General features: G+C 62.1%; 13 protein-coding genes. 4 read left to right on the top strand and 9 right to left on the bottom strand.

Annotated elements, in window-relative coordinates:
- Window positions 1-12: 12 nt before the first annotated feature.
- Entirely contained in the window at window positions 13-798 is a 786-nt protein-coding gene (locus tag B5G40_RS02605; RefSeq protein WP_087398659.1) for a cyclase family protein, read from the bottom strand.
- Window positions 799-817: 19 nt separating this feature from the next.
- On the bottom strand, window positions 818-1,621 hold the full coding sequence (locus B5G40_RS02600; protein WP_087398658.1) for a cyclase family protein: 804 nt from the start codon (window positions 1,619-1,621) through the stop codon (window positions 818-820).
- A 262-nt stretch (window positions 1,622-1,883) separates the two neighbouring features.
- Between B5G40_RS02600 and B5G40_RS02595 the strand changes: the two genes are divergently transcribed.
- The 4 genes from B5G40_RS02595 to B5G40_RS02580 all read left to right on the top strand — a co-directional run bounded on the left by B5G40_RS02595 (window position 1,884) and on the right by B5G40_RS02580 (window position 7,088).
- Complete coding sequence (locus tag B5G40_RS02595) at window positions 1,884-3,374, top strand: PucR family transcriptional regulator (RefSeq protein ID WP_087398657.1); 1,491 nt, start codon at window positions 1,884-1,886, stop codon at window positions 3,372-3,374.
- A 164-nt stretch (window positions 3,375-3,538) separates the two neighbouring features.
- Window positions 3,539-4,336 carry an FAD binding domain-containing protein gene (locus tag B5G40_RS02590; RefSeq protein ID WP_087398656.1) on the top strand — a complete coding sequence of 266 codons (798 nt, stop codon included), beginning with the start codon at window positions 3,539-3,541 and terminating at the stop codon, window positions 4,334-4,336.
- Window positions 4,333-4,806 (top strand): (2Fe-2S)-binding protein, encoded by a 474-nt coding sequence (locus tag B5G40_RS02585; protein WP_087398655.1) that lies wholly within the window; start codon window positions 4,333-4,335, stop codon window positions 4,804-4,806. The genes B5G40_RS02590 and B5G40_RS02585 overlap by 4 nt, the downstream gene beginning before the upstream one ends.
- A gap of 2 nt (window positions 4,807-4,808) precedes the next feature.
- Window positions 4,809-7,088, top strand: a complete 2,280-nt coding sequence (locus tag B5G40_RS02580; RefSeq protein WP_087398724.1) for a xanthine dehydrogenase family protein molybdopterin-binding subunit — start codon at window positions 4,809-4,811, stop codon at window positions 7,086-7,088.
- Window positions 7,089-7,146: 58 nt separating this feature from the next.
- Here the strand turns inward: B5G40_RS02580 and B5G40_RS02575 are convergent, their stop codons facing one another.
- The 7 genes from B5G40_RS02575 to B5G40_RS02545 form a co-directional block, all read right to left on the bottom strand.
- On the bottom strand, window positions 7,147-7,650 hold the full coding sequence (locus B5G40_RS02575; protein ID WP_087398654.1) for a hypothetical protein: 504 nt from the start codon (window positions 7,648-7,650) through the stop codon (window positions 7,147-7,149).
- Window positions 7,651-7,749: 99 nt separating this feature from the next.
- Window positions 7,750-9,228 carry a stage IV sporulation protein A gene (gene spoIVA, locus B5G40_RS02570; RefSeq protein WP_087398653.1) on the bottom strand — a complete coding sequence of 493 codons (1,479 nt, stop codon included), beginning with the start codon at window positions 9,226-9,228 and terminating at the stop codon, window positions 7,750-7,752.
- A gap of 118 nt (window positions 9,229-9,346) precedes the next feature.
- Window positions 9,347-10,558 (bottom strand): FprA family A-type flavoprotein, encoded by a 1,212-nt coding sequence (locus B5G40_RS02565; protein WP_087398652.1) that lies wholly within the window; start codon window positions 10,556-10,558, stop codon window positions 9,347-9,349.
- A 19-nt stretch (window positions 10,559-10,577) separates the two neighbouring features.
- Entirely contained in the window at window positions 10,578-12,488 is a 1,911-nt protein-coding gene (locus B5G40_RS02560; protein ID WP_087398651.1) for an acyl-CoA dehydrogenase family protein, read from the bottom strand.
- 188 nt (window positions 12,489-12,676) lie between these two features.
- Window positions 12,677-12,973, bottom strand: coding sequence for an ArsR/SmtB family transcription factor (locus B5G40_RS02555; protein ID WP_242959144.1), 297 nt, complete (start codon window positions 12,971-12,973; stop codon window positions 12,677-12,679).
- Window positions 12,974-12,977: 4 nt separating this feature from the next.
- Window positions 12,978-13,598 (bottom strand): 4Fe-4S binding protein, encoded by a 621-nt coding sequence (locus B5G40_RS02550; protein WP_087398650.1) that lies wholly within the window; start codon window positions 13,596-13,598, stop codon window positions 12,978-12,980.
- Complete coding sequence (locus B5G40_RS02545; RefSeq protein WP_087327117.1) at window positions 13,595-13,798, bottom strand: 4Fe-4S dicluster domain-containing protein; 204 nt, start codon at window positions 13,796-13,798, stop codon at window positions 13,595-13,597. Before B5G40_RS02545 ends, B5G40_RS02550 begins: the two co-directional genes overlap by 4 nt.
- Between the last annotated feature and the right edge of the window lie 65 nt (window positions 13,799-13,863).

Raw genomic sequence — 13,863 nt, 5'->3', positions numbered from 1 at the left:
TCATTCTCCTCCTCAATCGTTGCCGCTCTCAAAGCGGAAGTCGCCGTCGGGATCGGTGATGGCCAGCACACGGACGATACATCCGTCGCCGCCCTTCCACCGCCAGGGGAAGGCCATGAAGAAGCACCGCTTGCCGGTGATCTCATCCAGCTGGCCGCCCACGTTCTCGATGCCGGGGATGTGGCCCTTGACCATCAGGTTCTTGTGGGCGTCCTCCCACAGGGGGAAGTCCACCTTGGGGTCCCGGCCGTAGGTCTGCTTCCACTCCTCAATCAGGTGGGGCTGGGTGGGGCCAAGGCCGTGGTCCACCAGCTTGGTGGCGATGGGGTGGTCGTTGGCCTGGCAGCCGTAGCCCACCAGCTTGACCTTGTGCTCCACCAGCCAGTTGGCGCCGGCGCCGTTAATGCCGCAGCCGTAGGCGAAGTAGTCGTCACAGTCGGCCCACTTGTGATGGAAGCCGGTGTTGATCATCACGATGTCCCCTTCCTGGATCTTGGGGGTGGCGGCCTCCAGATCCTCGGGAGTGATGATGCCCCACTTCTCTTTGGGGATGGAGACGCACACGCCGGTGCCGCACAGCTGCCACAGGGGGTAGTCCATGATGTCGGGGGTGTTCTCGGTCACATGGAGGGGGGCGTCCATGTGGGTGCCCCGGTGCATGATTCCTTCCCAGTTGACCTCGTAAACGCCGTCCTTGGCGTGGAACTTCAGGACGTCGATATCAACGCCGGGATGGGAGGGCCACTCCGGCATGAACTGTCCGTAAGTATGGGTCAGATCGTAAACTTTCAGGCTCATAATTTCACTCCTTCCTCCCTCAGGCCTCGCCGGAGTCGATCCGGCAGGTACCATTGGGGTCGATCATTGCCACGAACCGGACGATGCAGGCGTCGCCGTGTTCAAACTTCCAGGGGGTAGCCACGAAGGTAGCCCGCTTGCCGGCGATCTCGTCGAGATCGCCGCCGGCCTGGATGATTAGGGGAATACCGGCGCCCAGCAGGGTCTTGCCGGCGATGTTCCACTTGCCGTGTTCCTTCTTGGGGTCCAGCCCGGTGGCCTTCTCGTACTCCCCCGCCAGCCGCTTCATCTGGGGGCCGCCCCGGTGGGGACCCATGGAGGTGGCCAGGGGGCAATCAACGAAGGGGGTGTCCACCGCTACCATGCGGCACTTCTTGTCCACCAGATACTGAGCGGCGTCCTCGGTGAGGCCGGGGGCCTCGCCGAAGTATTCCAGAGCGTCGGAATACTTGCGGTGCCAGCCGGTGTTGATGACCACGATGTCCCCTTCCCGCACAATACCGGCCTCTTCCAGGTCCCGGGCGGTGATGGTCTCATAGCTGCCCTTGGGTACGTCCAGCACCACGCCGTTGCCGAAGAAGCGGTCGGGCGAGATGGAGGCCAGGTCCGCCCCCCGCTGGATCAGGTGAATGGGAGCTACCATGTGGGTGCCGGTGTGCATGGAGGTGCTGGTCTTCCAGGCCAGCACGCCGTGCTGGGCGTGCTTGACGGCACGGACCATTTTCACATCCTCCTGGCCGGGATAAGACGGCACGCCGTGTCCCCAGACGTGGGAGAGTTCCAGCAGCTTCAGGCCGGTCCTCGGGTCAGTAACGAACGACATGAACACATTCCTCCTATTCGTTTGATGATGGATTTCGCACTAGTTCTCATGGACTATGGCCCTATCTTAACACCCTCACCACTGGGTCACTACGGAGAGTTGCTACAGTCGAAGCCTGTCGGTTTTGAGCATTTCCTACGAGAGCGGGCCGCTTTCCGCCGCTGTATCCGTCACAATCACAAAATGCTTGTGCTTTTTTTCACAAACTGCTATAATACCCCTCAGTACGTTTAACCGGTGTATGCAGGGAGGTGTGTGATCCATGAAACTGAGTATGTGGACCCTCTACGACTGGCTGGAAAAGAAGGGTTTCCAGCCTACCGCAGCCATTTCCGACGGAAAACCGCACATTGAGGGACTGCGCTTTCCCCAGAATGGACAGGAGTACGACCCTACCGGCGATTTTGCACAAATCGTCCCGGGCCGGGCCGCCTCGGGGGGCGGTTCCTTCCAGACCGCACTGGTGTGCGGGGTGGATATGGTGCTTCTGCCCTCGGCCAACGCCCAGCAGCTGTGCAACGAGGTCCTGGAGGCCTTCTCCTTTTTTGACCGGTGGGAGCGCCGTCTGCTGATGGCTCTGCTGGAGGGACGGAGCCTGCAGGATCTGCTGGACATTGCCCATCAGGTCTTTCAGCGGCCCATGTTCATCAAAAGCGACAGCAGCTGGGTGTTTGCCATCACCGGCGGCTATGACATCAGCGTCCACCCCGACTGGGCCCGGCTGGAGGACAGCGCGGTTACCAAGCAGTCGGATTTCAACGCGGTCAAGGCGGTGAGCCTGGACCCGGAGTTCCAGATGACCTTTTTGCAGCACTACCCCGCCATCCTCATGTCCCCCTTCTACCAGGGCAACGTGCTCCACGCCAACGTGTGGCTGGAGGACCGGCGGGTGTGCGAGATCGTGGCAGTGGAGAACGGCCGTCCCTTCGTCCAGGGGGATGTACACCTGATGTACCAGTTCTCCGCCATCGTGGAGCGGTATATGAAGTCCAACCGTCCCCTCTACCTCTCCCTGTCCGGCCTGTCCGCCTTCTTCGTGGATCTGATCGACGGCCAGCCGGTGACCCCCCTCAACTTCGATGTGGCCCGGAAAACCGCCAACTGGGGGGAGCGGGACGACCTGACGGTGGTGTGCATCGGCGGATGCAGCCAGTGCGAAACCCCCATTATGAGCGTGCTGCGGGAGCGGCTGATGGACACCCTGCGCTACAGCTGCACCTTCTCCTACAACAGCCAGATTGTCTGTGTGGTGGACGTGAGCAAAAATGACGGCTACGACGCCCTCATTCAGTTTCTCAGCGAGCTGATCCCTCAGGACGCCTTCCGCTGGGGAGTGAGCTATGAATTTACCGGCATCGAACAGGTTCCCGATCACTACCGGCAGGCCGCCCAGCTGCTCCAGCGGGCCTGCGCCGCCGGCAAAACCAGCCTGACCATGTATGAGGCGGTGCTCTCCCTGATGGAGGAGCGGCTCAACAGCCTGCCTGAGCTGCAAAGCCTGGTCCATCCCGACGTGCGGCGGCTCCAGCAGATCGACCGGCAGAGCGAGTCCCAGTACGTCAAGACCCTGCTGGAATATCTGATCTGCGGCGGCAACTACACCGACACCGCCCAGCGGCTGGGCCTGCACCGCAACAGTCTGATCTACCGCATGACCCGCATTCAGGAGATCATCCACTGCAATCTGGACGACCTGCACACCCGGAAAGTGCTCCTCTTTTCCCTGCTCATCTCCAACAACATTGGTGTTTAACCACAAAAGGGGCTTCCCCCACAGCCGCAGCTGTGGGGGAAGCCCCTGAATTTGTTGGAAGGCCTGAAAAAAGCGCGGTTCCCCCTGTACATTTCTGGCAGAAGCCGGTATAATATCATGTCTGCAAAACGCGAAATGACCCGAACTATGGGGAGGAATTGGATTTGTTCACCATCAAGAGCTACGTGTTTCCCGAGACCCTGGAGGAAGCTGACGAGCTGCTCCAGCGGGACACCCGGACCAGCGTCATCCTGGGTGGCTGCTGCTGGCTGAAAATGGGCCGCCGCCGCATTGGCCGCGCCATCGACCTGACCCGGCTGGGGCTGGACCAGATCGAAGTGAAGGACGGCTATCTGGAGCTGGGGGCCTCGGTCACCCTCCATCAGCTGGAGACCCAACCCGCCGTCACCTCCCGCTTTGACGGCATTCTGGGGGACTGTGTATCCCACATCGTGGGGGTACCCTTCCGCAACTGCGCCACCGTGGGAGGCTCTGTGTTCTCCCGGTTCGGCTTCTCCGACCTGACCTGCGCCCTGCTGGCGCTGGACGCCACCGTGGTGCTCCATCGGGGCGGCGAGCTCCCCCTGGCGGAGTTCATGGCCTCCCCCATCGCCTTCAACGATATCCTGCTGAAGGTACGCATCAAGGACGACGGCCGCCGGGCCGCCTATCAGAGCGTCCGCCGCTCCACCACCGACTTCCCCACCCTGGCGGCGGCGGTGAGCTGCCGGGGCGGCCAGTGGACCGTGTCGGTGGGCGCCCGTCCCGCCCGGGCAGTGCGGTGCGAAAGTGCCGCCGCCTGCCTCAACGAGGGCAAGGGGGCCGCAGCTGCCGGACAGGCCGCCGCTGAGGAGCTGACCTACGGCACCGACCTGCGGGCCGGGGCGGACTACCGGAAGAAGCTGGCCGCTGTACTGGTGCGCCGGGCGGCAGAGCAGTGCATGGAGGAGAACAAGGGATGAAAGTCAAGATCACCGTCAACGGGATGCTGTATAACAAGCACATCCCCAACGATATGATGCTGCTGGAGTTTCTGCGCAAGTACGGCTACGTCAGCGTGAAGCGGGGCTGCGACACCAGCAACTGCGGCCTGTGTACCGTTTGGGTGGAGGGCAAGCCGGTGCTGTCCTGCTCCTACCCCGCCGCCCGGGCCGACGGCCTTAACGTCACCACCCTGGAGGGCGTGAAGGAGGAGGCCACCTCCTTCGGTCGGTACATGACCGCCCAGGGCGCCGAGCAGTGCGGCTATTGCAGCCCCGGCTTCATCATGGCTGTGCTGGCCATGCGCCGGGAGCTCACCGACCCCACCGAGGAGGAAATCTCCAACTATCTGGCGGGCAACCTGTGCCGCTGCTCCGGCTACGCCGGTCAGACCCGGGCCCTGCGGGCCTGGCTCCACGACAAGCCCTGGGAGAAGGAGGGTCAGGCATGAATCTGAAATTCGTCAATCAGGCCATCCCCAAGCTGGACGGCGCCGCCCTCACCGGCGGCAAGGGCGTGTACACCGAGGACATGGTGCCCCGTGACTGCCTGGTGGTCCAGGTGCTCCGCAGCCCCCACGCCCACGCCCGCATCAAGTCCATCCGCAAGGACGCCGCCAGCCGGGTGCCCGGCATTGCCTGCATCCTGACCTGGGAGGACGTGCCCCAGATCCGCTATACCCTGGCAGGCCAGTCCTACCCGGAGCCCTCCCCCTACGACCGCTACATCCTGGAGCGCACCGTCCGCTATGTGGGCGACCCGGTGGCCATTGTGGCCGGTCGGGACAAGGACTGCGTGGCCAAGGCTATGGGCATGATCCAGGTGAAGTACGACATCCTGGAGCCGGTGCTGGACTTTGAGACCGCTCTGGACAACCCCATTGTGGTCCATTCGGAGGATGACTACTTCCATCACTTCGACATCGGCGGCGACCAGAAGCGCAACCTGGTGTCCAGCGGCTGCGACGCCGACGGCGACGTGGATGCCGCCATGGCCGCCTGCGACGTGGTGGTGGATCAGACCTACTACACCAAGGCCAACGCCCAGGCCATGATGGAGACCTTCCGCACCTATACCTATCTGGACCATAACCGGCGGCTCAACGTGGTATCCTCCACCCAGGTGCCCTTCCACTGCCGCCGTACCATTGCCCGGGCCCTGGGTCTGCCCAAGAACATGGTGCGGGTGGTGAAGCCCCGCATCGGCGGCGGCTTCGGCGCCAAGCAGACCCTGGTCAGCGAGCTCTTCCCCGCCCTGGTCACCCTCCGCACCGGCAAGCCCGCCAAGATCGTGTATACCCGGAAGGAGTCCTTCCAGGCCTCCAACAGCCGCCACCAGATGCGGGTCCACGTGAAAGTGGGCGCCATGAAGGACGGCACCATCAAAGCGGTGGATATGCACGCCCTGTCCAACGCCGGCGCTTACGGCGAGCACGCCTCCACCACCATCGGCCTGGTGGGCCATAAGAGCATCCCCCTCTACGCCCGGCAGGCCGCCTTCCGCTTCTCCTGGGACGTGGTGTACACCAACACCATGGCCGCCGGCGCGTTCCGTGGTTACGGCGCCACCCAGGGCTGCTTTGCCATGGAGTCCGCCATGAACGAGCTGGCGGAGAAGCTGAACATGGACCCGGCCCAGCTGCGGCTTATGAACCTGCCCCATGTGGGGGAAAATATGGCCGCCTACTACAACGAGCCCCTCACCAGCTGCAAGCTGCCCCAGTGCATTGAGCGGGGCATGGAGATGATCGGCTGGAAGGAGAAGTATCCCTGCGTCAAGGTGGACGACCACCGCGTCCGGGGCGTGGGTATGGCGGTGACCATGCAGGGCTCCGGCATCTCCGCCATCGACACCGCGTCAGTGACCATCAAGCTCAACGACGACGGCTACTACACCCTGATGACCGGCGCCACCGACATGGGCACCGGCTGCGACACCATCCTGGCCCAGATGGCCGCCGAGATTTTGAACTGCCCCATGGACCGCATTACCGTGGACGGGGTGGATACCGACCACTCCCCCTTCGATACCGGCTCCTACGCCTCCAGCACCACCTATGTCACCGGCATGGCGGTGGTGAAGGCCTGCACCGAGCTCAACGAGAAGATCGCCGCCGAGGGGGCCCGCCGTCTCAACATCCACCCCGAGCGGGCGGAGTTTGACGGGGACAAGGTGTACGACCGCACCAATCCGGAGATCTCCATCACCCTGGACAAGCTGGCCCAGGACCTGGTGGTGGGCGAGGGCACCCAGTGGCTCACCGCCACCGCCAGCCACTGCAGCCCCACCTCTCCCCCGCCCTTCATGGCGGGCTTTGCCGAGGTGGAGGTGGACCTGGAGACCGGCGAGACCAAGGTTGTGGACTATGTAGGCGTGGTGGACTGCGGCACCGTCATCAACAAGAACCTGGCCCGTGTCCAGGCCGAGGGCGGCATCGCCCAGGGCATCGGCATGGCCCTGCTGGAGGACATCAACTACGACCCCAAGGGCCAGATGGTCAACTCCACCTTCATGACCTACAAGATCCCCAGCCGCACCGACCTGCCGGAGATCCGGGTGGAGTTCCAGGAGAGCTACGAGCCCAACGGCCCCTTCGGCGCCAAATCCATCGGTGAGGTGGTCATCAACACCCCCTCCCCCGCCATCGCCCAGGCAGTATACAACGCCACCGGCGTGCGGGTGCGCTCTCTGCCCATCACCGCCGAGAAGATCCTCATGGGCATGGAACCCTGATCCAAGACACAAAAAACCGCTGCAATCCCTGTGGATTGCAGCGGTTTTTCTCTTGTGCTCAATGGACCGTGATGGACTGAGCAATGTCCTCGAAGTCGTCGTCATAGTCGCCGGATACGCTGGTGAAGGTAATGACATCCGTAAAGTCCTTGCCGAACAGATAGTACTGGGTGCCTATCATGTCCACGCCGTTCATGCCGACGCCATAGGAACAGATGATGGCGTCAACGCCCCCCACCGTGGTTTTCTCAAAGGACAGCATCCCGCTGTACCCGTTCAGGGAGGTGGCGTAGTAGTTGTCGATCACGTCCTCGTCGTAGTTGTCGATGCTGTCCGCTGAGGTTTTGAGGATGTTGATGTTGTCGGTCCGCGCCGGGTAGTCGGGGCAGTAGATGATGGGGAAGGAACCGCTCTCATCCACCTCATAGCCCTCCGGCAGCTCAATGGACACATGGTCGTAGGTATAGATATTTCCCACCAGACCGTCGCCGCCGGAGCAGCCGGCCAGCGCCGCCAGGCACACCAGCACGGCGGCCAACACACACAGGGTACGTCGTTTCATCGGGATCTCTCCTTTTCTCTTTCTGGGTCCTCTCTGCCTGATATGATACAACATTTCCCAACCCGAAGCAAGATGTACCGGCCATCCTCCCGCCTTTTCTTACAGGATGATGCAGATCAGCCCGCCGGAGCCCTCGTTGATGATGCGCTGGAGGGTCTCCTGCAGCTTGGACCGGGCGTCCTCCGGCATCCGCTTGAGCTTGGCGTTGAGGTCCTCGCTGACCAGCTCGTGGAAGGACTTGCCGAAGATGTTGGACTGCCAGATGGCCTTGGTGTCCCCCTCGAACTCCTGAAGCAGGAAGTTGACCATCTCTTCGCTCTGCTTCTCGTTGCCCACGATGGGAGAGACTTCGGTCTCGATATCAGCCCTTATCATATGTATGGAGGGGGCCGATGCTTTGAGACGCACCCCGTACCGGCCGCCCTGGCGGACGATCTCCGGCTCCTCCAGCACCAGCTCGTCGGTGCCGGGCACCACGATGCCGTAGCCGGTAGCCTTCACCTCCTCCAGAGCGCCCGCCACCTTGTCGTACTCGGCCTTGATCCGGGACAGGCGGCTCAAAAGCTCCAGCAGGTCCCCATCGTCGTGGATGGTGAAGCCGGACTGCTGGGACAGGGTGTCGTAGAAGAGACTGCGGGGCAGCTCCAGGTCGGCGGCGGCCAGACCGGTGCCCAGATTCATGGAGGTGACCTGGGCACGGCTCACCGTGTCGCACTCCCCCATGGCGGCCACCGTGCCCTCCACGTCCCGGATGCGGCGCATCCCCTTGGCGCTCTCCCGGATAGCGGCGTACAGTCCGTGTTTGATAGGGTGATCCCAGGGCAGGGCATCCACCCAGGGGGGCAGAAACAGATCCAGCTCCTTCACCGGGAACTCGTACAGCACCCCCTTGATGATGCCGGTCACTGCCTCCTCCTCCAGCTCCAGGCAGTTGACGCACACACAGGTCACATCGTACCGGGAGGCGATGTCCGCCCGGATGGCCTGAGCCCGCTCAGACCGGGGCTGGGCGGAGTTGAGCACCACCAGGAAGGGCTTACCCAGCTCCTTCAGCTCGGTGATGACCCGCTCCTCCGCCTCCAGGTAGTCCTCCCGGGGGATGTCGGTGATGGTGCCGTCGGTGGTGACCACGATGCCGATGGTGGAGTGCTCGGCAATGACCTTCCTGGTACCGATCTCGGCGGCCTCCGTCATGGGGATGGGCTCGGGGAACCAGGGTGTGGTCACCATCCGGGGCACGTCGTCCTCCAGAGAGCCCACCGCCCCGGGCACCAGATAGCCCACGCAGTCGATGAGCCGCACTTTGAAGGTGGCCCCGCTGTCCATGGTGACCTCCACCGCCTCCTCGGGGACGAATTTGGGCTCGGCGGTCATGATGGTGCGGCCCGAGCCGCTCTGGGGCAGCTCATCCTTGGCCCGCTCCCGGCGGTAGACGTTTTCGATGCCCGGAATGACCATGGTCTCCATGAACCGCTTGATGAACGTGGATTTTCCAGTCCGCACCGGCCCCACCACGCCGATATAGATATCTCCCTCGGTCCGCAGGGCGATATCCTCATAGAGCTTGCGTTGTTCCACTGGCAATTCCTCCTTCGGCCATGTTAAGCCGGCGTTTTCTCTACATAGGTATGGGGATAAGCCGTGGATTATTCATGGCGGACGGAAAAGGACCCCGCCGAAGCGGGGTCCTGAACGGTTACTGCATGGATTCCACGATGGCGTCGGCCAGGGACTCCAGCTCGGCGGCCTTGTCGGCGTGGAGCGAGGAGGCGATGGACAGCCGGTCGCCCAGAACAGTCATGTTCTTCAGTTCCTCATCCACGAACTTCTGCATCAGATCGCCGGACTTGGGGGCCCAGGAGCCGTTCTCAATGAGGGCGAAGGTGCGGTTCTGGAGGTTGAGGCCCTTCAGGTGCATGAGATAGTCGTGCATCACGGGGTAGATGCCCAGGTTGTAGGTGACGCTGGCCAGCACGATGTGGCTCAGCCGGAAGGACTCGCTGACCAGATAGGACACATGGGTATTGGACACGTCGTACACCCACACGTTGGTGACGCCCTTCTCGCACAGCTTGGCGGCCAGAGCCTGGGCGGCGGCCTCGGTGTTGCCGTACATGGAGGCGTAGGCGATCATGACGCCCTTTTCCTCCGGCTCGTAGCGGCTCCACTTATCGTACTTGTCGATGAAGTAGCCCAGATCCTTCCGCCATACGGGACCGTGGAGGGGGCAGATGTACTTGATCTGGTCCAGAATGGTGCCGGCCTTCTTGAGCAGCAGCTGGATGTGGGGGCCGTACTTGCCCACGATGTTGGTGAGGTAGCGGCGGGCGTCGTCGATCCAATCCCGGTCGAAGTTGACCTCGTCGGCAAACAGCTTGCCGTCCAGGGCCCCGAAGGAGCCGAAGGCATCGGCAGAGAACAGCACGCCGTTGGTGGTGTCGAAGGTAACCATGGCCTCGGGCCAGTGGACCATGGGGGCCGCCACGAAGGTGACGGTGTGTTTGCCGAAGGTCTGGGTGTCCCCCTCCTTCACCTCAATAAGCTCATGGCCGTCGATCTGGAAGCCGAACTGGCGCATGAAGAGGAAGGACTTCTCAGTGGAGATCACCTTCACCTCCGGCCAGCGCAGCAGGATCTCCTCGATGGAGGCCCCGTGGTCGGGCTCCATATGGTTGATGACCAGGTAGTCCAGGGGCCGCTCCCCCAGCAGGTGCTCCACGTTCTCCAGCAGCTGGCGGCAGGCGGACCAGTCCACGGTGTCAAACAGGACGGTCTTTTCGTCCAGCAGCAGATAGGCGTTGTAGCTGACGCCCCGGGGAATGGGATGGATGTTTTCAAACAGGTGGAGCCGGTGGTCGTTGGCGCCCACCCAGTACAGATCTTCCGTCACATTGCGGACACAATACATGATAGTCCCTCCTTCTTACTCAGGCTTCAATGAACATATCCTTGCCCTCGGCGCACTCGGGGCACACCCACTCCTGGGGCAGATTCTCAAACAGGGTGCCGGGAGCCACCTCGGCGTCGGGGTCCCCCAGCTCGGGGACGTACTCGTAGCCGCAGCCACCGCAGACATACCGCTTGCCGATGGGCTCGGGCTTGGGAGGCGCGGGGCGCTTCATCTTCACCATGGGAGGCGCGGGCTGCTTCTCCCCGGTGTCCAGGGCGGCGGCCAGCAGAGGCAGGATCTCGTTGACATCGCCCACAATGCCGTAGTCGCAGTTCTTGAAGATGGGGGCGTTGCCGTTCTTGTTGATGGCCACGATGGTGGAGGCATCCTTGATGCCCTTCAGGTGCTGGATCGCGCCGGAGATGCCGCAGGCGATGTACAGGTTACCCTTGAACTTCTGGCCGGACATACCCACATACCGGTCCAGGGGCACATACTTCAGAGTCTCAGCCACCGGGCGGGAGGAGCCAATGGCGGCGCCGGCAGCCTTGGCCAGATTCTCCACCAGCTTCATGTTCTTCTTGTCCCCGATGCCCTGACCGGCGGAAACCACACGCTCGGCCTGGCTGATGGGGGTATCCATGGGGATACCCACGGTAAAGTCGTGGCCGTCCTTCTTCAGGTGCTCCACCAGAGCGTTGACCTGATCGGCGGCGCTCCCCTCCTTCAGCAGGATGCGCTTGCGCACGCCGGTGACAGGGGCAGGCTTCTTGGGCCGGCTGGAGGAGCCGCCCTCGCTTTTGGGGGGCTTGCCCATGATGGCGGAGGAGATGACCACCCGCTGGATCTCGTTGGTGCCCTCGTAGATGGTGGTGATCTTGGCGTCCCGGTACATCCGCTCCACGTCCATGCCTTTGAGGAAGCCGGTGCCGCCGAAGATCTGGACGGCGTCGTTGGTGACCTCCAGGGCGATGTCGGAGGCATACATCTTGGCCATGGCGGACTCGGTGCCGTAGGGCTCGTGATGCTCCTTCAGGTCGGCGGCGGAGTAGACCAGCATACGGGCACAGCGGATTTTGGTTGCCATATCGGCCAGCTTGAAGCCGATGGACTGGTTGAAACCGATGGGCTTGCCGAACTGGACCCGCTCCTTGGCGTACTCCACGGCGGCCTCATAGGCCCCCTGGGCGATGCCCAGCGCCTGAGCCGCGATGCCGATACGTCCGCCGTCCAGGGTGGACATGGCGATCTTGAAGCCCTGGCCCTCCTTGCCCAGCAGGTTCTCCTTAGGCACCTTCACATCGTTGAAGATGAGCTCGGCGGTGGAGGAGGAGCGAATGCCCATCTTGTCGTAGTGGTCGCCGAAGGTGAAGCCCTCCCAGCCCTTCTCCACGATGAAGGCGGAGATGCCACGGGTGCCGATGTCGGGGGTGGTGACGGCGAAGACCACATAGGTGTCCGCCTTGGGCGCGTTGGTAATGAAGATCTTGCCGCCGTTAAGGAGCCAGTGGTCCCCCTTGTCCACGGCGGTGGTCTCGGTGCCGCCGGCGTCTGAGCCGGCGTTGGGCTCGGTGAGGCCGAAGGCGCCGATCTTCTCGCCGCGGGCCAACGGCACCAGATACTTCTGCTTCTGCTCTTCGGTGCCGTAGGCAAAGATGGGCCAGGAGCCCAGAGACACATGGGCCGACAGGATGACGCCGGTGCCGCCGTCCACCCTGGACAGCTCCTCCACCGCGATCGCGTAGCTCAGGGCGTCCAGCCCGGCGCCGCCGTACTCCTTGGGATAGGGGATGCCCATGAGCCCCATCTCCCCCAGCTTCTTAATGGCCTCGTCAGGGAATTGGTTCTCCTTGTCCATCAAGAAGGCCTGAGGTTTCACCTCCGCCTCGGCGAAGGCCCGGATCTTGGCCCGCAGGGCTTCGTGTTGCTCCGTGGTCTTGAACAGCATGGTGTCGTCCTCCTTATCTGTATTTAAAATCAATAATGAGAATCATTATCTTGTGAGACCATCCTAACACAGTGGAGTAAAGTATGTCAATAGGAATTATGGCATTTTAACAAAATATTTCCCATATGAGAACCAGGAATTAGAAGAACAGACAGCGCATCCCACATCAAATGGGACGCGCTGTCTGTTCATTGGGCGCAATATTGTTCTTTCAGCACCGCCATCAGGGCCCGAAGGCGGCTGTCTTTTATGGAATAGATGACGAATTGACCGTGCTTCTCCGCCTGGACCAGCCCCCCGTCCTTCAGTTTATGCAGGTGCTGGGACAGGGCGGGGCCGGTGATGTTGGGCACGCTCTCCCCCAGTTCCCCCACTGTCCTGGGACCGTCCAGCAGGGCGCACAGGATGAGCAGCCGGTTCTCATTGGCCATCTGGGTCATAAGTGAAGCGATGGTTTGGGCCTTTTCCCGCAGTTGTTCGTCCATATGCTTACCTCCGGCAGCCGGAGCAGGAGGCGCAGCCCTCCGAAGGAGCCTTGCCTGCCCGCAGGGTGCAGATCAGCTGGGTCATGGTGCCCATGGGGCAGAACACGCACCAGGTCCGGGGCTTAAACAATACCATGACAATGAGGCCTATGAGGGTAGAGGTGAGCATGACGGAGTAGAATCCGAAGGCGAACTGGGCCACCCAGGGAGCAAAGAGGGTACCGTGATAGGCCCAGTGCCAGGGCACCTGGACGGTCCAGAACAGCTTGACAAATTCTCCAATGTCTCTGGCCCCCGCCCCCACCAGGTAGGTGGTAAAGAGCATCTGGAAGAACATGAGAAAGAAAAAGATGAGAAAGCCATACCGAAAGGCTTTGGTCCGCATCCACCGGGGGGTGGGTTTATTCCGGGACAGTTTCAGCCGCCCGCCCAGCAGGGACAGAAACTGGCCCCGGTCGCAGTAGCGGTTGCAGTACAGCTTGCTGCCGCCAAAGATGGCGATGAGCAGGGGCAGACAGAAGAAGATCATGCCCAGCCAGGCAAAGAGAATGTTGAAGAACCCCAGTCCCAGATAGATGGGGGTGACGATCCACAGATAGTCGTACCAGTGTTTTTTCCTGTTCATGCGCCCACCTCCCGGTCCCGCAGTTCAATGGTACCTGCCGGGCACTCTTTGGCGCACTTGCCGCAGCCCACGCACTTGTCCCGGTCCACCTGGGCGACTACCCCATACCAGATGGAGATGGCCGACAGGGGGCATACCTTTACACAGCAGCCGCAGGCTACACAGTGGTTCCCCACAGCCGCGTAACGCTTGGATGCCATAGATCGTCCTCCCATTTAATTAAGTAATTAAGCAATTGCTAATATAGCAGAATCTCAACCAAAAT

Origin of the sequence: Flavonifractor sp. An9, from assembly GCF_002161245.1 — a bacterium.
Taxonomy (GTDB): Bacteria; Bacillota; Clostridia; order Oscillospirales; family Oscillospiraceae; genus Flavonifractor; species Flavonifractor avicola.
Note: the sequence above shows the minus strand (reverse complement) of the source record. Positions and strands in the feature narration are given on the sequence as shown.